This window comes from Paenibacillus sp. FW104-T2, from assembly GCF_058789975.1.
Genome location: NZ_JBYTCE010000003.1, coordinates 319,574 through 342,215 on the forward strand (window position 1 = coordinate 319,574; position 22,642 = coordinate 342,215).

At 49.4% G+C, this 22,642-nt stretch carries 13 protein-coding genes; 8 read left to right on the forward strand and 5 right to left on the reverse strand.

Going from position 1 to position 22,642, the window contains the following annotated elements; all coding sequences use genetic code 11:
- Positions 1–360: 360 nt before the first annotated feature.
- The 3 genes from AC3WQ3_RS06230 to AC3WQ3_RS06240 are packed head-to-tail and all read left to right on the forward strand — an operon-like array spanning position 361 to position 3,946.
- The gene (locus tag AC3WQ3_RS06230; protein ID WP_492471725.1) at positions 361–1,401 is read left to right on the forward strand and encodes an ABC transporter substrate-binding protein; all 1,041 of its coding nucleotides are present in this window, start codon (positions 361–363) and stop codon (positions 1,399–1,401) included.
- A gap of 1 nt (position 1,402) precedes the next feature.
- Positions 1,403–2,179, forward strand: a complete 777-nt coding sequence (locus tag AC3WQ3_RS06235) for a ferric iron reductase (RefSeq protein WP_492471726.1) — start codon at positions 1,403–1,405, stop codon at positions 2,177–2,179.
- A gap of 45 nt (positions 2,180–2,224) precedes the next feature.
- Positions 2,225–3,946 carry a helix-turn-helix domain-containing protein gene (locus AC3WQ3_RS06240; protein WP_492471727.1) on the forward strand — a complete coding sequence of 574 codons (1,722 nt, stop codon included), beginning with the start codon at positions 2,225–2,227 and terminating at the stop codon, positions 3,944–3,946.
- Positions 3,947–4,136: 190 nt separating this feature from the next.
- Here the strand turns inward: AC3WQ3_RS06240 and AC3WQ3_RS06245 are convergent, their stop codons facing one another.
- Positions 4,137–6,494 carry a helix-turn-helix domain-containing protein gene (locus AC3WQ3_RS06245; RefSeq protein ID WP_492471728.1) on the reverse strand — a complete coding sequence of 786 codons (2,358 nt, stop codon included), beginning with the start codon at positions 6,492–6,494 and terminating at the stop codon, positions 4,137–4,139.
- A gap of 328 nt (positions 6,495–6,822) precedes the next feature.
- Here AC3WQ3_RS06245 and AC3WQ3_RS06250 point away from each other — a divergent pair, with 328 nt between their 5' ends.
- The 4 genes from AC3WQ3_RS06250 (at position 6,823) to AC3WQ3_RS06265 (ending at position 14,821) form a co-directional block, all read left to right on the forward strand.
- The gene (locus AC3WQ3_RS06250; RefSeq protein ID WP_492471729.1) at positions 6,823–8,385 is read left to right on the forward strand and encodes an extracellular solute-binding protein; all 1,563 of its coding nucleotides are present in this window, start codon (positions 6,823–6,825) and stop codon (positions 8,383–8,385) included.
- A gap of 84 nt (positions 8,386–8,469) precedes the next feature.
- The gene (locus tag AC3WQ3_RS06255) at positions 8,470–9,369 is read left to right on the forward strand and encodes an ABC transporter permease (RefSeq protein ID WP_236414948.1); all 900 of its coding nucleotides are present in this window, start codon (positions 8,470–8,472) and stop codon (positions 9,367–9,369) included.
- 19 nt (positions 9,370–9,388) lie between these two features.
- A complete protein-coding gene (locus AC3WQ3_RS06260; protein ID WP_183522861.1) occupies positions 9,389–10,258 on the forward strand; it encodes a carbohydrate ABC transporter permease in 870 nt (289 codons plus the stop codon).
- Between the two features lie 51 nt (positions 10,259–10,309).
- Positions 10,310–14,821, forward strand: coding sequence for an Ig-like domain-containing protein (locus AC3WQ3_RS06265; RefSeq protein ID WP_492471730.1), 4,512 nt, complete (start codon positions 10,310–10,312; stop codon positions 14,819–14,821).
- Between the two features lie 53 nt (positions 14,822–14,874).
- Here AC3WQ3_RS06265 and AC3WQ3_RS06270 read toward each other — a convergent pair whose 3' ends face one another.
- From AC3WQ3_RS06270 to AC3WQ3_RS06280, 3 genes are all read right to left on the reverse strand, one after another.
- On the reverse strand, positions 14,875–15,840 hold the full coding sequence (locus AC3WQ3_RS06270; protein WP_492471731.1) for an alginate lyase family protein: 966 nt from the start codon (positions 15,838–15,840) through the stop codon (positions 14,875–14,877).
- Between the two features lie 78 nt (positions 15,841–15,918).
- Entirely contained in the window at positions 15,919–19,911 is a 3,993-nt protein-coding gene (locus AC3WQ3_RS06275; RefSeq protein WP_492471732.1) for a glycoside hydrolase family 2 protein, read from the reverse strand.
- 30 nt (positions 19,912–19,941) lie between these two features.
- Positions 19,942–20,598 (reverse strand): hypothetical protein, encoded by a 657-nt coding sequence (locus AC3WQ3_RS06280; protein WP_492471733.1) that lies wholly within the window; start codon positions 20,596–20,598, stop codon positions 19,942–19,944.
- A gap of 76 nt (positions 20,599–20,674) precedes the next feature.
- Here AC3WQ3_RS06280 and AC3WQ3_RS06285 point away from each other — a divergent pair, with 76 nt between their 5' ends.
- Positions 20,675–21,535 carry a helix-turn-helix domain-containing protein gene (locus tag AC3WQ3_RS06285; protein ID WP_492471734.1) on the forward strand — a complete coding sequence of 287 codons (861 nt, stop codon included), beginning with the start codon at positions 20,675–20,677 and terminating at the stop codon, positions 21,533–21,535.
- A gap of 92 nt (positions 21,536–21,627) precedes the next feature.
- Here the strand turns inward: AC3WQ3_RS06285 and AC3WQ3_RS06290 are convergent, their stop codons facing one another.
- Complete coding sequence (locus tag AC3WQ3_RS06290; RefSeq protein WP_492471735.1) at positions 21,628–22,497, reverse strand: helix-turn-helix transcriptional regulator; 870 nt, start codon at positions 22,495–22,497, stop codon at positions 21,628–21,630.
- Positions 22,498–22,642: the final 145 nt, after the last annotated feature.

Consider the following 22,642-nt stretch of genomic DNA (forward strand, 5'->3'; position numbering starts at 1 on the left):
GCATCTTATATACACCAGAACGTTTACTAAATAACTTGTCACGACCGGACATAGACCCACCAGGTCTTCATATGCAACAGCTTATTGTTGTTAGAAGCTATGAAGTGAATGACATTGAGAGAGTTTTGAACGTTTTTGATGAAGAAGATGATTTGATCGAGGCCTCAAGGGAGTATCCAGAGTAGCTTGGAAATGGTGAGTTCTATATCAAACGTGTTAGGTACGGGCTTGTTGATGTCGCATTAGTCCGGCTGAAATGTCGCAAAAGTACATGGTAACGCGATGCGGAGATCGTTTATACTCTCCTTATGCTTCGATAATGAAAATCATTATCAGTATTAACCATAAGGGGGATTCATCATGAATCATAGAACGAAGGGGCAAGGGGCTGGAAGCAATGCCTACACTGCCCGCCAATCACGATTGTTAATGGGCCTGATGCTGGCCCTGATTCTTGTTCTGACGGCTTGCGGTGCCGCAACAGGTACAGATAGTGGTAAACAGTCTGCTGCAGCACCAGCGGAGACACCTGCGAATGAAGAAGTTCAGACTGCCGGAGCGTTCCCTGTAACGATCAAGCACATGAAGGGTGAGCTGACACTAAACGAAAAACCAAATAAAATTGCTGTGCTTGATGTTAAGTTTCTGGATCAAATGTTAGCCGTTGGCGAGAAGCCGGCAGGCAGTGTTATCGCTGGAGGCAACACCGATTTTCCAGAATACCTAGGTGATCAGCCGAGTGACGTACAGGTTCTGGGTACACGGGACGAGCCGAATCTGGAAGCGATTGTAGCCTTGGACCCCGATCTGATTATCATGACCGACTTTCAGGAGAAACAGTATGAGAATGTAAGCAAAATTGCACCGACCCTCGTACTCGACTTCTACGAGGATTGGCGCGATACGTTAGCTACGGTCGCTAAGATTACAGACAAGCAGGACGAGGCAGAGACGGTGCGTCAGGCGTATGAGGACAAAGTTGCTGGTCTGAAGGCGAAGCTGTCAGAGAAAATGGGAGATGAAACGGTAGCCCTGATCCGTCCGAGAAAAGAAGGCATTCGTGTTCATGGTATTGAGCATCGCACAGGCGGCATTCTGTATCAGGATCTGGGCTTGAACATGCCTGCACTCGTTGAGGGAATCAAGGATGATACCTCTGTTGAAATCTCAATGGAGAAGGTTCCTGAGATTGGCGCGGATCGTTATTTCGTACTGTCGGATGAGCTGTTTGCCGCAGAAGCAGAGGCGATGATTAACAATCCAGTATGGAAGTCTCTTGATGCCGTGAAAAATAACCGTGCGTATGATGTAAATTCAACACTTTGGATCGCATACTACGGACCTCTTGCTATTAATCTGATTGTAGATCAGGCTTCGGAAGCCCTGCTCGGATCGAATTAACATGAACCCGTATCTGTCGACAGACTTATGGAAAGAGACCGTGGAGGATCATTCGATATGGCTCGGTGAGCCGCCTGAACATAGTGTCCGTACCATTGCTTTGAGCGAGCTGCATGAAGCATCTGCCTGCCGAGAATATATAAGCTGGTTTCAGGGGTATATTGATGCGCCAGACATGAAGGTTGCCGCTTCGATGCTAGCCAAGCGAATTGGCTATCTGTGGACCGCTCCGCTGGTGACGGCGATGACTTTTCATCATCAGCATGTTTCCTTTGAGCTGGAGAACAGTTTCCTCTATCATCCGACGCTCTCCGCTCATGAGGGGGGGACGCGTTTTCCTTTTCTGGCGGTGAATCGGCTTCAGGCAGATGCAGTGACAGGAGACAGGGAAATGTGGCGGGAAAAGGTGGTAGAAGAGATGTTTGCGGTACAGCTTACACCGCTGTTAAAGTCCCTTGCGGCGATTGCACCTCTATCCATGAGTATTCTCTGGGAGAATATCATGGTACGTATTGGCCGGTTGTATACACCTGATGCAGATGATGATGGGCTGGAAAGCCAGCACGTTCAGAATGATTTTACTTATCTGACACAAGGCGCGCCAGGGCAGGTGTTCGGTGTAAAACGTAATCCGTTTACGCGATTTACAGAAATCCAAAACAACGTTCCTGTTGCGAAGAGCAAGCGCCTTACCTGCTGCTTGTACTATCAGATGTCAGAGGAGTATTGCAACAAATGTCCGAAAATTGACAATGAGAATGAATCTCAATTAAAATGACAGCAGCAACAACCTTACCTTTGCTATTGTCAGGAGATGAGAGAAATGCCGCTGCAAGAACAGACAAGTCTATGGAGTGAAACGACGATCAAGATGCTTGACGTACATAGCGGTACGTTGCAGCCAGGCAGTAGTCTTAGCGAAGCCGAATTAACATCAAATCTGTTGCTGCTGGCCGGCGGCGGAGAAGGGAAGCTTGCAATGAATGGTGAGGTTTGCCACATTGGAGCTTCTTTTGCTGCTCATGTGATAGAGGGATCCTCCTTTACACTGACGGCCACCTCAGACAACATGGATTATATCTTGATCATGTATAAGGCAGTCTCCATGGAAGGAGTCTCCCTTGTTTTGCCCTCGCACCGCAATCACCCGCTGCGTACTTCGTTTGTTGAGCACCCGCGAACTCAGGCGGAATGGGTTCAGATGGCGGAGAAAATCGCAGCGAAATGGAGTAGGGGCGAAGGACTGGAACGATTTCATGCCAATGCACTGCTGCAGGGGATGCTCTACGAACTCATTATGGAGTATGAGCGTGGTCAGGGCGGGACAGCGTCAGACATGGTGGATGTTGTCGCTGCGTATATAGCGGGGCATTATCGCCAGAATCTGGAGCTGAAACAGCTGGCAGCACTTGCGGGATGCAGCGTAAGACAACTGCAGCGACGGTTCAAACAGGAGAAGCAAATTGGACCGATGGAGTACGTCATCCAGCTGCGGATGGAGAGTGCGTCGCGGATTCTCCGTCATACGGATGCTCCCATTGGGGAAATTGCAGACAGAATGGGCTATCGCGATATGTATTATTTCAGCAGGGCGTTTAAGAAATACCATGGAGTTCCTCCGCAGTTCTATAGGCAAAATGCTGCTTCGAGAGCAAGTGCTCTCTCGATGTATCCCTTGCCGCAGAACCGCATGGCTTCCTGGTACGAGTCGTCAAAAGGCACCGTGATTTGCCATTTGCGAGGTCAATATGATGTGACCATATCTCCACAGCGTATTGCTGTACTCGATGTACAATATGCGGATCATCTGCTTGCACTTGGGGTGTCCCCTGCAGGCAGTGTAGGATCGGGAAGCGCGGCATTCCATTTCCCTCAATATATCAGGGCAAGGCTTCAGGGTACCGAATTACTCGGAACGTATGAGTATCCCGATCTGCCAGCGGTGGAACGACTGTGTCCGGATCTGATTATATGTACGGAGGTGCATGAAGCGCACTATGAACGGTTAAGCCGGATCGCTCCGGTTCTCATGTTTAAACGCAATGAGAGCTGGCAGACCATTCTGAGTCTGTTCGGTGAACTGACAGGCAAGCGAGCAGAGGCCATGCGAATCGTTGCAGATTATCATCGACGAACTGCATTGCTGTCAGAAGAACTTGCTCCTGTACTGGCAGGTAAGAGCGTGGCACTAATTCGCCCGTTCGAGTCTATGGTTCGGGTGCATACAGCCTCACATCGTACAGGCGCTGTGCTCTATCGAGACCTGGGTCTGCCTGCCCCGTTATTTGTAGCCGATCCCTCCGACACGGCTTATCATATTTCGATTGACAGACTGCCGGCCGTACATGCCAGCCACTACTTTTTGCTTAGCAGCGAGATCATGCAGGAGGGAATGTCTGCGACAGAGCAGAGTGTCTGGGGCATGCTGGATACAAATGAGCAACAACATATATACTCGGTTGATGCTGCAACATGGATTGGATGTTATGGACCGACCGGCATCAATGGCATGATCGATCAGATTGCTCAGGCTTTGTTGGCTTGAGAGCCCATCCTGAAAATGATAAACCCAAAGAAACCGTCCTTGTAAAATGGAAGTGTGCGCAACCACATACCTAAGGGACGGTTTCTTTTTACATTTCTAGGCGAGTCTCTATGTGATATATCGCTATTTACGGAATGCCAGGAACAAACGGAATGTTGGGGACGGGCCTGATTGACGATCCATTCGGAAATTATTCCAAATAGGATGTCTTCGGTCCCTTTCCCTGCGTTAACCGTTGGTCTGCCGCGTGTTGGTGCCGAAATTGTCCTGGGGTAAGTCCTGTTCTGGCTTTGAATATTTTGTTGAAATAGCTGACGTTTGCATACCCAATATCCCGGCAAACCTCCTCAACGGAAGCATCTGTCTGCTTCAACAGCTCCATGGAACGTTTGATGCGCAGCTGAATGAGATAGTCGTTAACCGTCATGCCCGTTGACTCTTTGAAGATGCGACCCAAGTAGGACGAGCTGCGTTTTACATGTTCCGCCACGTTATCCACAGATATATTCTTATTGTAATGGTTGTCCATGAATTCCGTTGCCAGCTGAAGAGTCACATCCGTCATTTTGGAGCGCTTCTCCCGGTGGTAGTCAATGATCTTGCTGCATATCGTTAACACACATGTCTCCATATCCTGAACGGTTTCGGCACGCGCCAGAGCATCGGTATAGGACGATCCTTCACCAATAACAGCAGTCACCTCGCCGCCAGTCTGAACGAGTGTTTTAACCAGCTCCCCGCTTAATTGAACATACAGCTGGTGAATGTTCGCTTTACCCAGCCTTTGCTTCAGTACCTCCCGGGTAATGGCCCGGATTACGGCAGTACATTCCTCTTTATCCGTCTTGAGCAGGGCTTGCTGCAGCTTCGTTTCGAGTTCATACGGATAATAGTAGGTACCTTCTTCCGATTTCCATTCATCAAGGATCGAATAGGGCAGAATTTCGCCCTTCCCAATGTAGATTTTCATATTTAAAGCCTCTTGAGTCTCGTTGTAGGCTGCACGCACGGCTTGTTCTCCGGAGTGAATGCGGCTGACAGCGATGGTCACAGAGATGCCATAACGACTGAGAAAATATGATTTGAGGCTTCTCGCTTGTTCCACAGGAAAGGTATCATCGGCATCCGAATGTAAGGAGAGAAGGATGACCGTGTGCCTGCTGTCTTTGACAAAAATTTCTCCGTTGATATCCTTTCCCAGCTCTTCCATCAGACCGTACTGGAGCAGATGGGAATGGAATAGATCCTCCGATCCGCTCATCGGCTGATGCTCCTCGAGTTCAAGGGTCAGGACGGCAAAACGATTGAAATTAACCTGTAATCCAAGCAGCTCTGCCGCATGGTCCGGTCTGTTTGGTGCTTCCTCCTGTACGTTTCCCTGGATTAAATCGTTCAAATACTTTTCCTTAATAGCCGTGCGATTTCCGGTGAGGAGTTCATCCACTTTTAGCTTTTCTTTGATTAACATATCGCGGTTCCGTGTCATCTGCTCAAATGAATGACGGATAAAGCCTGCTTCATCCGTGCTGCTAGGGGCACCGGATCTGTCGCGCCGTTCGGATCCTTCAGAGCTCACAATATAGGAAATCACACTTTGCAGCGGGCGATACAGTCTTCTCGATAAAAAATAGGAGATAGCAACAGCAGCCGTTATATATAGGATGGCGACTGTCCAAATGAGGACTTTAATTCGGTTCATGCCTTGCAGAAGGACGGATCGTTCGGTGATATCGACGAATCGCCAGCCTGTCATATTTGATGAAGTGTAGGATACGATCTGATCAGAATCGCCAATATAGTAGCCGCTGTCCGATGTGACCTGTTCGGCATCCCATTCCTGAAGGAGTGCTTCTCTGTCATGAGCATCGGAATAGAGAAGTTCACCCTGTGGGCCAATGACCATGATGGTGCCTTTCTTGCTATTGTAATGACTTAAGTAGTCAGCGAAGAGTCGATCCAGATTCAAATTAATGACGATCGCGCCCTCCACTTGGCCAATCAGTGGCATCTTCTGAATGAGGGAGGTCGCAGAATGATCCGGAGAAAATCCATTCGTTCTTCCCGTTAACCAGACGGTACGAGATGTTGAGTCTTGATTTAAGGTATCCATCCAAGATTGGTCAGCAAAGTCGGCTATAGGAGATGTCTTTACCTCCGGGCGTGATGTCAGGACTAGTTCGAGCGGGGCATAGTACAGATATATGGAATCGATGTAGGGACTGAGCTTTTTTTGCTCTTCTACAAGAGTGGATAGATCAATTAATGAACCTACAGAGAGCTTGCCTCCGATGGTATGGTACACATAGGATTGAGCCATCAGCAGACTATTGGCCGCATTTCCGATGGTTGTCAGCTCCTTATGAATTAGCTCTTTCTGCTGAGTCAAGACAGATTCATTATAACCGATGGCGTTACGGACACTGTTATCAGCCGAAATCATGTAAGTGACCGAAGAAATGAGAATAACAGTGATCAAAGCTATGGCAGTCATCGATAGGAGCAGTTTCACGAACATGGAGTTATTTTTCATGGCAAAAAGTCCCCTCATGGCAATCCACTCCTCACCTTAGATGTGGTAGCGCTTACAATAAAATTTGATGATCTCAACAGTTGTGCAGTCCATTATATATCACACCAGCGGACTTAGAACAGATCGAAATTGAAAAACATACAAAAAACGGAATAACGTCAGTGGCTCTACGCGGCTTCTGAAGCCAAAAACATAAAAAAAATGGAATGAGAGGATTGTGCGCCGGAAGGGTTAAAGCTTAAATTTTAAGTATGTAAAAAACCGTTTCCAATACCCGGCCGGGTCATGATGCAGGATGCGGGATTCTCGAATCCAAAACCAATCCAACTACAGGGGGTAGGTTCTTTTGAGTAAAAGAATCAAATTTGTAAGCGTTATCTTACTGGCTGTAAGTTTAACGGCAAGCTTGCTTACCGGATGCACTTCCGAGACGAATACCTCAAGCCCGAGTTCAAATGCAGGAGAAACGCCGGCAGCAAACTCCGATCCGATCGAAATCTCCTGGGGCATTCACTTTGCCGCAGATGGAGTTGTCAATGACTCGGAGGTTCAGAAGTGGCTGGAGCAGAAGTTTAATGTAAAGATCAAACCCGTGAAGGTAACGGACGCCAGTATCGCTTCCGGGGATATACCAGACATATTCATGCTCGGTGATCCTTCTAATGTAATCGCTTACCAAAATCAGGGCGTGTTAATGAGCATTGATCAGAACATGTTGAAGGAGAAAATGCCGGAGTATTACGCGGATATTGAGAAAAAGAAAGAGCTTTTTCAGACGGTTACCGTTAATAACGAGCTGTGGGCTATCCCGATGTTTATCGATTTGAAGCCTTACGATCTGGGGATGTTGTGGCGTAAGGACTGGCTGGATCAGGTTGGCATTCAGAAAGTCCCGGAGACGTTGGATGAATTCGAGGAAGCCGTTTATGCCTTTGCACAAAAGGATCCGGACGGTAACGGTGTGAAGGATACGTACGGGTTGACAGGAACGGCTACGTCCACGTGGTCATCCGGATTCTATTCCATCTTCGGTGCATTCGGTGTGGAGCCGACCATGTGGATGGAGAGGGATGGTCAGATTATAAATGGATCGATCATGCCTGAGACCAAGGAAGCCTTGGCGATGCTGCGCAAGTGGTATGCGGATGGGGTCATCGATCCGGAATTTATTACAGATACACAGGATTCCTATCGTAAGAAACTGTATAACAACCGGATCGGCGTCATTGAAGAGCAGATTAGCAAAGGCGCTCTGCCGGAATCTGCCACAGTCAAGGAAATGCTGGCACTAAATCCGGATGCCAAGATGGCATTCTCCAAAAATCCGAAGGGACCTGGCGGTGACGGCTCATGGGATTGGGGAATCAAGAGCAATTTCTTGGTTATCGGCAGCAAAGTCAAGGATCAGCCAGAGAAGCTTGAGAAGCTGTTCGAAATTCTACAGGCACAGAGCAATGATGAAGAGACCATCAATATGACCAGCCTTGGTGTAAAGGGGGAGCAATGGGATTTTGCTGAAAGCGGTGCTACCTCGGGGGCGACGACATTCCTGCCTGGATTCGATAAGCAGGAGCAGCGTGATCAACTGGGAATCCGTCTGTTCTCTTTTGGTAACATTACCACTCAGGCTTATCGGGACAAATATTCCGATCCGAAGCTGAATGAGGCGGTCAAAACATATTCATCTGCTCCAAGATGGACCGATGCGCTGTTATTCTCTGTGCTGCCTTCGGACGGAAAATACAAACAGGAATTGACGTCACTCATGCAAAAATATTTTGCACAAATCATCAGCGGCGAAATTCCTCTGACTGATTTTGATACATTCGTAACGGAATGGAAGGCAAAAGGAGGCGATGAATTAACGAAGGAAGCCAATGAAATGTACCAAGCACAATTCAAAAAATAACTCGGACTTGGTCTGGACACCCGTGAGGGATTAGTGATCCCTTGCGGAAGGTCTTCCAGGTTCGGTTTAACAAGGAAGTGCGTCATGAAAACAATAAAAAAACACGGAGAGCTGCTTTTATTATTTCTATTCGCCTTCGCATTCTTCGTTGTATTTAAATACGGCCCTTTATATGGCGTCGTCATTGCCTTCAAGGATTTCCGGGTCGTCGACGGGATATGGGGAAGTCCATGGGTCGGATTTCGCCATTTCCAAGAATTATTTCAGAATGGGGATTTCTATCGATTACTTAAAAACACCCTGCTCCTGAATTTGTATCAGATGATCTTTGCTTTTCCCGCACCAATCATACTGGCGATTTTACTTAACGAGGTGAGGTCAAGGTATTTCCAGCGGTTCATCCAGACGACCATGTACTTGCCTCATTTCGTATCGTGGGTCGTCATGTCCGGGCTGATTATTTATTTTCTCTCTCCCACGTCCGGCGTTGTAGGGGAAATCGTGAAGTGGTTTGGAGGGGAACCTGTCTTTTATATGGGAAAGAAGGAATATTTCCGTCCGATTGTGGTCATTTCTTCAATTCTTAAGGATATCGGCTGGGGCTCGATCATCTACTTTGCTGCTTTGGCGGCGATCAACCCGGAGCTGCATGAATCGGCCGTCATTGACGGAGCCAATCGGTGGCAGCGAATCATTCGAATTAATATCCCATCCATTATGCCCACCGTCGCTATTATGTTCATTCTGAGTCTTGGTGGTTTCCTAAGCGCAAACTTCGAACAAATCATCAATCTGCTAAACCCGGTCAATTACGAAACCGGTGACGTCATCGATACTTATGTCTACCGGGTAGGTCTGCAGCAGTTTCAGTACAGCTACACGGCAGCCATTGGCTTGTTTAAATCGCTTGTGGGGCTCCTGCTGATTCTGGGGGCTAATCTGACCGTGCGAAAATTGAGCCGCGGCGAGAGCGGTCTATGGTAAAGGCAGGAGGAAGACAGTCATGAAAATAAAAAGATGGCAAGAGCTCATTGCACCCGCCATGATCTACCTTATATTGTCCATCCTGGCACTCATCGTTGTGTACCCGTTCATTCATGTCCTGTCCGTCTCCTTCAGCGGTAGGGGAGAAGCACTTCGAAGCGGATTTCATTTTTATCCTCGGGATTTCGAGTGGGAAGCATACCGCGGGCTGCTGGACTATCCTCTAATCTGGTCAGGATATGCGAATACGCTGTTTCGGATGGTCGTAGGGACGACCTTAACTCTTCTCGTTACCGTCTGCGCCGCTTATCCGCTCTCCCGACCCGATCTGCCCATGAAGCGGCTGCTAATCATGCTGCTGTTGTTCACGATGATCTTCGATGGCGGGATTGTCCCCCAATATCTATTAATCAAAGAACTGCACCTGCTTAACACGCACTGGGTCTATGTGCTGCCATCCGCTGCGAATGCTTTTCATGTACTTGTGATGATCTCATTTTTTCGCTCCGTTCCGGATGCGCTGATCGAAGCAGCTCGTATTGACGGGGCAAGGGATTTGCGAATTCTGTTTCGTATCCTGCTCCCGCTGTCCATTCCGTCTCTTGTGACGATCGGGCTCTGGAATCTCGTTTACCACATTAATGCGTTTATGGATAACCTGCTTTACGTCACCGATTCATCCAAATTTGTGCTGCAGCAGGTTGTCCGCCAGATCCTCATCGAGAGCAAGCTCGACCCGTTTACTACGGCGACGCTTGCAACCCCGCCTGCGCCGGAGAGCTTGAAAATGGCGGCTGTCATTGTCAGCTCCTTGCCGGTGATTGTCATGTATCCTTTCCTGCTTCGATATTTCGAAAAAGGAACCATGATTGGATCTGTAAAAGGGTAGTGATCATGTGTATTTTATCTGATTGATCTGATAAGGGAGGTATTTCCAAAGATGATGAGGAGACCAATCATTATTGCATTAATCCTGGTCTTGTTGGTGGGGTGTCTGCCGGTTACGGGAGCGAATGCGGAAGATGCGGTGAACCCTGGTGCTGTCTTTTATATTTCAAATGATGGTGACGATTCGAATCCGGGAACGGAAGCCGCTCCATTCCGTACACTTGAAAAGGCCAGGGATGCAATCCGGGAATTGAAGAAGGGTTCCGGGCTGCCTGAAGGTGGTGTGACGGTCTATTTAAGGGGCGGCACCTATAATAGAAGCGAAAGCTTTCTTCTGGAGGAGCAGGACTCCGGTACGGAGAATAAGCGGATAACCTACAAGGCTTATCCCGGAGAAAGCGTACGGTTAAACGGCGGTCTGGAACTTCAAAAAAACTGGTTTTCTCCGGTAACGGACACGAATGTCCTGGACCGAATCATCAGTGCGGATGCCAGAACGAAGGTTCTTCAGGTAGACCTGAAAGCTCAAGGCATCACCGATTACGGTGTAATGAGCCGGCATGGGTATTACAAAGCCAATGACGTCAGTCAGGTTCCTCCGATGGAGCTGTATGTCGAAGGTCAAGGCATGACCCTTGCCCGCTGGCCAAACAATGGAACGGTCCAGATGGGCGCCATCACCGATCCCGGACCAACCCGCAATGATCCTGATTTGCAGACACGCGGCGGGACCTTTACCTACAATTACGAAAGACCTGATCTCTGGGAAGAGGCCGATGACATCTGGTTGGATGGCATATTCGGTTACAGCTGGGAATGGTCGTACAACCAAGTGGCATCCATCGATACAAGCAACAAGACGATTACCTTGGCATACGGAGAGATGAGCGGTCTGTTTACCAACTGGTACCCGGACTTCCATTTTGCCCAGAACCTGCTTGAGGAGATCGATATGCCAGGTGAATATTTCATCGACCGGAAGCAAGGCAAACTCTACTTTATGCCTACGGCTGCCTTTGAAAGTGATCATCCTGAGATCATGGTTACAATGCTTAAAACACCGATGATTAACGCGAACAATCTTTCGCATGTGACCTTTGAGGACCTGATCCTGGAGAATGGTCGGGACTCCGCAGCAGTCATTATGGGCGGGGACAGCGTCCGATTGGAGCACTGCGAAATACGGAGTTTCTCCAATGGGGGCGTATTGATTAATACGCAGAGCCGCTGGTTGTATAACGACTTTGCCAAAGTGGACGGAGTGAATCATGCGGTGATCAGCTCCCATATTCATCACATCGGAGGGACCGGGGTGATTCTGAATGGTGGAGATAAGAAGACGCTTGAGCCAGGCAACAATGTCGTGGAGAACAGCCATATCCATGATTTTGCTTATTACCATAAAGCCTATAATCCGAGCATCTTCCTGACCGGTGCTGGGAACAAGGTTTCACACAACGAAATTCATGACGCTCCTCATCCGGGAATGCTGATCTTTGGTAATGATCATCTCGTGGAATATAACAATATTTATGACGTCTGCAAAACCTTCTCGGACCTCGGTGCCATCTATATGAATCTGGGCGAGTCGCCTCAGGAACGGGGATCGCTGATCCGCCGGAATTATTTCCACAATATCGGGGAAGGCAAGGCAGGGGTTCAAGGGGTATATCCGGATAACTTTACGATGGGCATTACCATTGAAGAGAACATATTTAACGGCATGGGTAACGATGCCATTCTTAATAACGGCGGTGCCCATATCAAGACCCGGAACAACCTTTTTATTGATGCAAAGGTACCGTATGAATATTCGGACATGTATCTAGGCGATCAACCGGATCAGCAAATCTCCAAAAATTATATGCCCAAATGGAAGGCGTTGTTTGAAAAGAACAATAATTTCGAAGGCACACCGCATATGGAGAAATATCCGGAACTGGCGGATTTCTTCACGGAGAACCGGTTTTATCCGGATACCAACACGTTTCAGAACAATGTGATCTATAACCCGACGAGGAAATTAAGCGGCACGAATAATCAGGGAGCAAATGACAAACGCAACCTGCTCCAGTATGCGAACAACTGGATTACGGATCATGATCCTGGCTTCGTTAATCTGGCGAATGGGGATTTGAATTTGAAGCCGGATGCGGAAGTGTTCCAAAAGATCCCTGGCTTCCCGGGCATCCCTTTCAGCGAGATGGGAATCCAGGGAAAAGCCGGTCCATACCTGGCTCCGAATCACATTGCTGTGGATCGGATCCAATTGTATGACGAAAGCGTAACCATCGGCATCGGGAAGTCATACGCTCTGTATTCCGCAGTCATTCCCTGGAACGCAACTAACCCCGCTATACAGTACACGTCGAGCGACCCTTCGATTGTTAAGGTGGATCCAAGCGGCAAGCTGAAGGGTGTTAGTATAGGGAATGCTACGATTACAGCCGTATCTGCTGACAATCCGGCTTTGAAAGATGAGCTTCAGGTTACTGTTGAAGTTGGGGATGGCATTATCGATTATACCGATTTCGAAAACGGCAGGAACAGCTGGCCGACAGACCCGAATCGGAGCATTGTCGAGGTGGAAGGCGGCAACCATATGTATAAGCTCGTTAAAGGAGCAACAACGTTAAATGAGAACGAGTTTAACCATTATGAGCTGACTTTTAAGATGAAGACGCCGAAAATCATTGCAGATGATGCCACATTCTATGTGTTTGACCGTTTGAACTCTGGCGGAAGCGGCGGCAGGATTGGTTATCGGAAGTATGCAAACGGAACATCTGCCTGGCTCCTGTATAATGCGGCCTGGGCTGCAGTGAAGCAGAATACGCTGGCTGCACCTGATCTGCAGCCGGATACGGTCTATAACATGAAAGTCATCGTTAAGGGTCCGGAGATTAGTGTTTACGTGGATAACAAATTGAAGCTAAAGGCGAGCGATTCGACATTCAATGCATCTGGCCAGGTTGGCTTTTATGCCGGGGGGTTCAGTGAGCTTCTGTTTGATGACATCAAATTTACCGTTCCAAGCAGGGAAGTATCGGGTTTGCTGCTGGGTGAGAGCCATGTCAACATGGTCAAGGGGGAACAAAAGCAGCTGCAGGTTCAATTTGATCCCCTTGACGCCGAGAATAAGGAGGTCATCTTTCATACCTCCCAACCGGGAATTGCCGCTGTGGATGAACATGGATTGGTAACTGCTTTGGCGGAAGGGGAGGCTGAAATCACCGTAACATCAGTCGCCAACCCGGAAGCTTCAGCATCCGTACGCATTCAGGTATCTGATGTGATGCACTTTACGGATTTCGATTCGGGAGCGAACGGATGGCCGGTGGACCCGAACCGCAGTATCACAACTGTAGATGGCAACAAAAAGTATAAAATTCTCAAAGGTGCCTCGGCCCTTCATTCGAAGACATATACCGACTATGACCTTACCTTCACGCTGAAGACGCCGGCGGTCATGCCGGATACGGGAACACTTTATGTATATGATCGTTCCGTCTCCAGCACATCCGGGAAAATTGCATACAAGAAGCTGGGAGACGGCACTTCACAGTGGATTCTTTACAATGGGGCATGGACAGCTCTGAAAACGACAAATCTGCCTGATCAGGACCTGAAGCCTAATACCGAGTATACCATCCGCATCCGGGCCGAAGGTGCCGACATCCGCGTGTACGTAAACGGGGAACTTAGACTTGAAGGTTCGGATACCAAGCACAATTCATCTGGAACGGTAGGTTTCTATGTAGGCGGGTTCAGCGAAATGTGGTTTGATGATATCAAGTTTTCCCTAATTGATACGGATCGAACTGCTCCTGAGACCACGGCCGTCATGAGTCCGGCAGAACCGGACGGCATGAATGGGTGGTATACACAGCCTATAACCCTTGCCTTGCATTCTTCTGAAGGCCCTGAATCCGCATCGACAGAATATAGTCTGGATGGAGGGGATACCTGGCTGGCATATCAAGACTCTCTGACCTTCAGTCAGGATGGCCGTTATTCCATTCTATACCGATCACTGGATTCATCTGGAAACGCGGAGGAAGCGAAATCTCTGGAGTTTAATCTGGATGCCTCGGCTCCCATCATTTCGGTGGCAGAGCCGCTTGCTGGAGATTATACAAGTGCAGACTCCCTGAATCTGTCTTGGACAGCTGTCGATGAGGTATCCGGGGTTGATGAATTGAAGAGTACAGCAAGGCTCAATGATCAGCAGATCGAGCAGGGAGCGGCGGTGCTTCTCTATACGCTGCCCCTGGGAACTCACACCTTCACAGTAACCGCCACAGACGAAGCGGGGAATGAACAGGAAGCGGTTGTGACATTCTCAACTTCTGCAGACATCAGCTCACTGAAAGCGTTGGTAGCACTTTTTCAGGAAAAGTCCTGGATTGACAATGGCGGGATCGCTAACAGCCTGCTCAAGAAACTGGATAATGGGAATACGGAAGCGTTTCTCCATGAGGTTCGAGCCCAGAGCGGCAAACATATTACGGAGGAGGCGGCAGCCTACCTGCTTCGGGATGTGCAGGCTGTAACAAAAGAATAGACGACAGAAAAAAAGCCTTTCCGATCATATTCGGAAAGGCTCTTTTCTTATAGCTAACGTTGAAATTGCAGCTCGGGATAGATCCAGGCATAAGCATGATAATGGCCGCTATTGATATTAATATTGCCTGTGATTGGGCGGTAAGGGGCGACAAAACGTTCAAAGTCCGGATTCTTATAGATGTTCGCCATCGCCTCGACCAGATCGAGGGGCCATGTGCCGCCAGAGAGCTGTGCCGGGAAGATCGGATTATCGTCGTATGGCCATTCTTTCAGATGTCCGTTGACATAATGGAAGAATTGTTCGACGGCACAATGGAGGCTTTTGCCGCCAGGTGAGACCCAGCGGAACAAATCCTCTCCCGTCGTGTCCAGGACGAGCTTGGCGGCGGCAGTTAGCGGAGCGAGAGCGAAATAATGATACCACAGGGAATGCTTGCCTCTGGAGGCTTCTTCCGGAATGAATCCTTCGATGGAGAGGGAGTGGTCGAGATGTTCTTTGAGCGCGGTCACCTTTTCTGCTAAATGAAGCTTATCCTCCATAAAACGATACAGCGCTAACTGGGCATACAGACTCCAGCTCCACCAGTTGTTGCGGAGGGGGATTCGATCCCACTCCGGCAGGCACACCCGGGTCATCCATTGGGTGAACATTTCTCGCTCCTTTTTGCTCCAGTCCACATATTCTTTGATTTCATTCGCCGCCAGAAGGAGTCCAACCCCCAGATAGGCGGATACCAATGGTCCGTCCGCACCTGTAATCTCCCGATTAACCACTGCCCAGCCCATGATGATTTCCTTCGCTTTGTCTGCATAAGCAGCTGTTCCTGTCAGCCGGTAAGCCAGTGCAGTCGTATAGGCCGTCTGGGCGTCCTTCTCCATCCGCCGCTTCGCGAGCGTGTGCCCCTCAGTATCCTGGTAAAAGCCGGGAATCCCCCAAGTGGCAATCGCATGGCTGTTCGCAGATAGACTCCCGTTTGCTTGATCAAGAAGAACTTCAAGTGCAGTCGGATGATTCATATGCATGCAGCCCACCTCTTCTGAAATGGAATGATTCATTAATATCCTTGTCGTAGTAACAGATACGGAAAAGTAAACTTACTTGGGCTCCACATCATCCAGGGTCAGACGATATTGAAGATGCCTCATGTATGAACCGTCTGCGTTCCTAAATACCATTCCGAACCGGATGTCTTCCCCGGCTCCTTGCACGATGGCGATCAGACGATTAATGCCGGCACGCAGCTCGATATGTCTCTCCGGATCGGGAACATGACTCCCGTTTATATAAATCTCATATTCGCAGTTTGTGTTGACTTGAAGCTTACCTCGAAGGATACCATCGACCGGATTGCATGAGGGGTCCAAACCATGAACGAAACAGCTCAGGAACCAGCGCACCTCCCCAGGGTCCTGGATATGAAAGCCACCGTCTGAAGAGCTTCGCTCTTTCTTGAGCATCCAGCCGTAGAGCCCCTCGCCCAGATTGTTCAGCGAGAATTCCGGATCCGTATAATAGGCCTTCATTTCCTCGTAATTGATCCACGGCTTGCAAGGCAGTGCCATGACCTTTTCAACGGACCAGTGCGCGTCTCCTTTGGAGCTATAGAGAAGACCGTCGTCTATGGCGGCCCCCAGATTGGCCAAAAGTCGGCTGTATAAGCGTATGGACTTGGCGGAATCCGGTTCAAGGAGCAGTTGAGATAAAATGATACATCCTTGTTCCTGTTCCGCTTGCAGTACGAAACTCCCGGCAGGACGCTGGTGATCCCTGTTTAGCTCCACCAATGCCAGCCTGCTGTATTCCGACGTATGCCCTTGCACAAAATAATCCTTCCATGCTGTCCCTTCTACGCTTGCGCATAGTAGCGCCGCATCGGTCGTATCCAGACTGTAAGAGGCCAAGGGACGATTAACGACTTCTCTGGGGGAGAGAAAAACCTTATCGAAACCGAACAGGTCAACCGGACTTAATCCTTGGACCGCAGGCCTATCGTAATTCGCCTCCAAGTGATACGTTTCATGCTTCAGGATCGAGACAGGGCGCTTCAATAGAGCAGAAAGGGAGGCTTCATGATCTGGAGCAGCGGGAAGGACAACGAGTTTACCGCCATGCCGAACATATTCATTCAAAACGGCTATGGAATTCGAATCTAACAGGAGGTTTGGCTCCACGACAACAAGTTGATATGTCCCGAGAAGGCTGCTCGTGATATTCTCGAGCACGTCGAAGGAAAGGCAAAGGGACCGCAGGAAATGCGCTGCTGCTCCTCCCGGTTCAACCCATGCACCCGTTCGGATCGATATCGATTCGACGTTTCCTGCATAAGCGAGCATGTTGCGCAACAAGCAGCAGGCCGCAGGGACGCTGTCGAAATGCTCCATGAGCTGCAGCTGATTAGCGATGAAGAGGCCGCTGCCGTTCCGGTATTCCAGTAGAGGGGACCACAGATCCCCGCCATCTCCAAAGTCCCCTGCGCTGCACTCCAAGATCATATTGAAATTGCCCTTGATCGGTTTCTCGAAAGCGGCGTGGATGATAGGAGGGGGGCCATCCTCACGGATCTTTTCGTGCCAATACATCAAATCATCATCGTTCAAGCCCTGAAGGATGGGATGGTCATAGCTGCCCGCGTGGGCGCGGATGAAATCCTGCCGCGAAATTGTCAGCTGACCCAGAGACAGATGGAGCTGTTCCAACAGCAGAAGACGCCCGCCCCTCCGTACATAATTTTGGAGCGTGATCTCTAGTTGACCGCCCTCATCCTCCAGCCCGCTGCCTGCAACGACGAGGTGATTGGGTGAAAGCTCACCAAGCTGTTCAAGCCGGATTCGTCTGCATTCCGGGACAAGGCTGTTCAACAAATGGAAGTCTTCGTCCCGACCTATGAAGGCCACAGGTCGGCCTATAGAGACAGGGGTGGTTTTATAATGTGAGGGATACAGTTTGTACTGCAAATTCAGCTCATGAACGAGCTTGTCATCGTGAAACATTACAGCATGAACTTGTATAGCGGCTACATCCTTAACAAGCTCAGGTTTCCAGGTTACGGTCACGATCTCATGATCCGCCGGTTCTTGGTCGAATAGGAAGAGCTCATGGTGAAGGAGTCTGCCTTCCTGACGTACTTCGCATTCAATCCGAGTCTGACTTGAATGGAAGGTATCGTTATAGACATCGAAGCTTCTGGAAATCGGCCCATCATCGAAGAAGGAACGATTGTATTCTGCCGGTATCATGGTAGCTGGCTTGAAAGAGGCTTCCATGATCGGGAAGGACGGGTTCTTCATATAAAGCGGATATTCCTTCGGAAGAAGACCGTTATTCAGCGTTAGCGCGTATTTGGGTATGACTTTTGGTTTCGGCCCCGGCGTATCTGGAGCGGATGGAGGAAGCACAATATCTTGCTCCGGCATGGCCCGCATGAAGTAATGGGCGAAGTTGAAGGTGGAGATTCCCGAAACGCCTTGCCGCCTCGCATATTCCACGAACAGCCGCTCCTTCTCGGCCAGACCTCGGATACATTCATCCGTGTTTCGATACGCGGCCAAGCCTACGTACATGCTGCTGTTCTGGGGACAGACATACCACCAGCCGCCATGCTCGCCGAATACGAGAGGTGCCTTCCGATCCCATGCATCAATGGTGCCGTCTATGTTATAGTGCCTGCTCTCCACCTCTGTGAGTTCTTGGGGGAGGAGACGGTTATCGCCTTCTGCGATGATCGGGCGGGTAGGATCTAACTCGCGAATGAGGTTCATCATGGAAGGCATATGCTGCTTGAATATATCGCGGCCGTCCACCCAGCGCATCTCGTTCTGCAAGCTCCACAGGATAATGGATGGATGATTACGGTCACGCTCTACCAGTCTGCGGACATGGGCTGTGCAGTTCGCGATATAAGCGGGATGATCGGCAGGCATGGATTTGCTCGAACCGTAGATGGCCGTTTCATCCACAATCAGCATGCCCATCTCATCGGCGATATCCAGATAATAGGTCGGATGAGGCGCGGCATGCAGACGAACACAGTTAACTCCGGCCTCCTTGCACATGCCATACCAGGTGCGTACGTACTCCTGCGTTTGTTGAATGGCACCCTGGAAATGCCAGGAGTCACCGCGCAAGTTTATGGGCGTACCGTTAAGAATAAACTGCGAACCCTCGGTCCAGATCTCACGGAAGCCGAATGGCTGTTCCACCCGGTCGATAACCCGGTCACCGTCCAGAAGCACAAGCTCCAAGCTGTACAAGAAAGGCTGCTCCGGATTCCAGTACTTGGCGTCCTCCCAATCCAGGCGGAACGTGGGTCGGCTTGAATCCCCTTGGCCGCTCACGGCTAACACATCAGCTTCAGCCTGAAGAATGGGGGAGGACGCCGAATCACCGTTTTCGCGCACATGAAGAATAGCCTTGTGGGATGTCTTCAAGGAGGAAGCCAAGGGATGGATTACCGCAGCATCTACTTCCAGCCGATTCTTCCGTACCGACGTTCGGATCGTTACATCGGCAAGCGAAATCTCCGGCCGACTTTCCAGATTTACGTCCTGCCATATCCCTCTGGCAATCGAACCGAACCACGAGCCTGCAAGACCTGTGATTTTCTGTTGACCCGAAGGAATCTCCACCTTGTCAAAACTGCCGCAGACTACATGAAGTTCGTGCTCCGTATCATGTCTGACCAGTTCAGTAATCTCCACGAGAAGAGGCAGGTAACCATCCTCCCACATGGCTACGAGATGATGGTCGAGATACACGGCAGCCTTTTGCATGATCCCGTCCATACGGAGGAAGATGCGTGTCCCTGGTTCTTTCATGGATGGAGGTATCCGGAACGATCGATGAAGAACTCCCGCTTCGGCTTGCGCCCACTCCTTCGGATATTGAAATACATCATATGGCGCATATTCGTACTCAGGAATGATCCCGAAGCTCTTTCCCGGCAGCCTTTCGTAGGAGCTTCTCCAGCTGGAGGGCACTTGAACCTTCTGCTCTTCGTAAACCAGCTCTCCAGGAAGGCCGAAGCCAGTACCCTGCTCATACAAAGGCATGAAATTCCATTCACCGTTTAAGCAAAATTGAGTTCGCATGGTAGGAATACTCCTTTCGTTTGACATTCGTTATGCCCGGATAACGAGCGGAATTTCCAGCCAGATCAGTGAGCTCCCATCGGACGAATCCCAGGGTATGAAGTGAGGCTCCATCGTTCCCGCCCAATCAGACGGCGTATGGGATGTGGAGAGCTTGCCTGAATAGGACGGCTTCTCGATAGTTGCCGGATCTTCCGAGTAGAAGAACATCAGATTCTCATGCAGGGCAATCATCCCGTACTTATCGCCATCCCCCGGCTTCTCCTCCTGATACTGATAATGGTAAAAAACATAACTGGCGACTTGATCTGGCTTGAGATGGGCGATTCTGGCATAAGGCCGGGCCGAAGCGTTTTGTCTTAACCATTGTTTCTCGCTGACCGGCTTGTGATAGTGGAATATATCGATCATCGGTACCCACCTTCTAGCACTGCTCGTTCCGGGCCAGATTTCCAAAGCGTCTTCACAGTGAGCGAAGAGATCATGAGGATTAACCGATTGGAGCGGACTTTCATAATAAAGAAACAGCTGTGTCCCGAAATGGAACAGACTAAGTTGATGGGCGCCGAGTTCCCGCGTCTGGGTTTGAAGTACGGGTAGAGCTTCGCGGAACAATTGCTTCGGGTCCATATTTTCGCGGCACTGCGCACGGAAATGATAGCGGTACATAAGCCACCTCAGTTTCATGTCGTTTATCCCCATGTTACTGTAATTTGCTTCAGGATTCCTTGACGATAGTGACCTTCTTTAGCATAATAGCGACATGAATAGAAAAAGCCATTATCTGGATCTGGGGCTGGAACCGGATTTTATTTTTCGCATCGAAAAATGCCCTCTAACTCATGATTTTGATGTCCACCACCATGACTATTCCGAGCTCGTTGTCATTCTTGGAGGTACCGCAACTCACATTATCGAAGGAAGGGAGTATCCGATCTCTGCCGGGCAGGTGTTCTTCATCCATGGCAATGTAGCCCACGGCTATAAAGACGTGGATCATATTCAATACGTCAACGTCATGTTTCATCCTGACCAGATGACTCAGCTGCAGGAACTGAAGCTGATGGCCGGCTTTCAGGCATTATTTTATTTCGAGCCGTTCTACCGGAAGGAAATGAACTTCAAAGGCATGCTTACCCTGAATGATGAACAGCTGCGGCAGGTCACCGGTCTGCTGGATGTTATTCTGGATGAGCATGATCAGCGGCCAGAAGGTTACCGAATGCTGATCCGTTCCTACTTTACGGCACTCATGGGTGTGCTCTCCCGCTATTATGTGGCGAACAACGGGTGGCCTCAGAATAAAGCGCTGCGAATCGCCGAGTCCATTACGTATCTGGAGGAACACTTTCAGGAGCCTCTCAATCTGGATATGCTCGCGGAAAGGGCGTATTTGTCCAAAAGACAGTTTCTTCGCGAATTCGCAAGGAATTTCCAAACGACGCCCATGGATTATGTGATCCGTCGGAGACTGGATTATTCCTGTACGCTGCTGCGTAATCCCGACCTGTCCATTCTGCAAGTGGCTCAAGAGAGCGGCTTCCGGGACCAGAATTATTACGCCCGCCAGTTCAAGAAGGTTTACCTGTGTACGCCTACGGAATATCGTGAGAAATACGTCTAAACGTCTTGATAAGAAGACAACAGGAACTCATAACAAAACTATAGGAAACTATAAGAAAACAGCAGGAACGATTACGTTCCTGCTGTTTTTTGTCATGTGCGGCCCAAGCGGGTGCTACGATATTGACCGGGTGTCATTCCCAGTTTTTTTCGGAATAAGCGAATAAAATAATTGGCGTTCTCAATCCCGATCAGCACACCGATCTCGGATACGGGAAGGCTCGTATTTTCCAAAAGAGATTTAGCTTTACTCATCTGCAGCTCGTGCAGGTATTGAAGTGGACTCAGTCCTGTGTATTTCTTCAGGCAGCGGGAGAGATAGTCCACATGGAAATGGAGCGTTTCTTCCATATGCTTCGCATCGAAGGGACGGGTAATATGCTGTTCGAGATAGGTTATCGTTTGATCACACAATATTCTCGAGCGTGGAGCATACTGCAGGCGCATAGCTGACTGCAGTTCGGTCAACAAGCCAGCGAGCTGTCCCTGCAGCGGCAAGGATGTTGCGGGCGACAAGCTTAGGTGAAGCTCCATCATTCGCTGTAGGAAGGGAAGAATGCTTGGGGTGTGCAGGCTTGTGAATTTGGGAATGTACATGACCTGCCGGTGCGGAGTGACATCCAGGTTGGAGCCTTTCGTGAAGGGGGTCGACCATGGAATTTGTCCGCTATCCATCGTTCGGACAGGCGCTGGGTGGGCCAAGTGGAGCCAGTATATTTCCGTTTCTTCCTCGCAAGGGCGATGCCCGACATGTAGACGGTTCGGCTCAAGCACAAGCAAGGAGCCTGCTGTGATTTCGAATGGCACATCATCTTCCGCCATGTACAAGGTACCCTTCATCACAAAGAGCATGTCATACAAGTTAAACGAACGGCTCAGGTGCTGCTGCCCCGGATCCCAGATGGAGTGACCGATCGTCACTAACTGCGGAAGTGGGGGGATGGTTAGCTCAAGACAATTCATAAGGCCAGCCCTTTCCATTACTTTTTGGTGCACCTATTGTATCATGCACTGAATTACGAATGGTCGGAATTGTGCTATAAAAAGTCGTCTTTACACCTATTCGTTCAATGCTGGAAGGCCTATATTAGGGGTATATGAACGAGAA

Coding starts and splice junctions, on each gene's coding strand:
- AC3WQ3_RS06230 (WP_492471725.1), top strand. CDS start 361: ATGAATCATAGAACGAAGGGGCAAGGGGCTGGAAGCAATGCCTACACT.
- AC3WQ3_RS06235 (WP_492471726.1), top strand. CDS start 1,403: ATGAACCCGTATCTGTCGACAGACTTATGGAAAGAGACCGTGGAGGAT.
- AC3WQ3_RS06240 (WP_492471727.1), top strand. CDS start 2,225: ATGCCGCTGCAAGAACAGACAAGTCTATGGAGTGAAACGACGATCAAG.
- AC3WQ3_RS06245 (WP_492471728.1), bottom strand. CDS start 6,494: ATGAGGGGACTTTTTGCCATGAAAAATAACTCCATGTTCGTGAAACTG.
- AC3WQ3_RS06255 (WP_236414948.1), top strand. CDS start 8,470: ATGAAAACAATAAAAAAACACGGAGAGCTGCTTTTATTATTTCTATTC.
- AC3WQ3_RS06260 (WP_183522861.1), top strand. CDS start 9,389: ATGAAAATAAAAAGATGGCAAGAGCTCATTGCACCCGCCATGATCTAC.
- AC3WQ3_RS06265 (WP_492471730.1), top strand. CDS start 10,310: ATGATGAGGAGACCAATCATTATTGCATTAATCCTGGTCTTGTTGGTG.
- AC3WQ3_RS06270 (WP_492471731.1), bottom strand. CDS start 15,840: ATGAATCATCCGACTGCACTTGAAGTTCTTCTTGATCAAGCAAACGGG.
- AC3WQ3_RS06275 (WP_492471732.1), bottom strand. CDS start 19,911: ATGCGAACTCAATTTTGCTTAAACGGTGAATGGAATTTCATGCCTTTG.
- AC3WQ3_RS06280 (WP_492471733.1), bottom strand. CDS start 20,598: ATGAAACTGAGGTGGCTTATGTACCGCTATCATTTCCGTGCGCAGTGC.
- AC3WQ3_RS06285 (WP_492471734.1), top strand. CDS start 20,675: ATGAATAGAAAAAGCCATTATCTGGATCTGGGGCTGGAACCGGATTTT.
- AC3WQ3_RS06290 (WP_492471735.1), bottom strand. CDS start 22,497: ATGAATTGTCTTGAGCTAACCATCCCCCCACTTCCGCAGTTAGTGACG.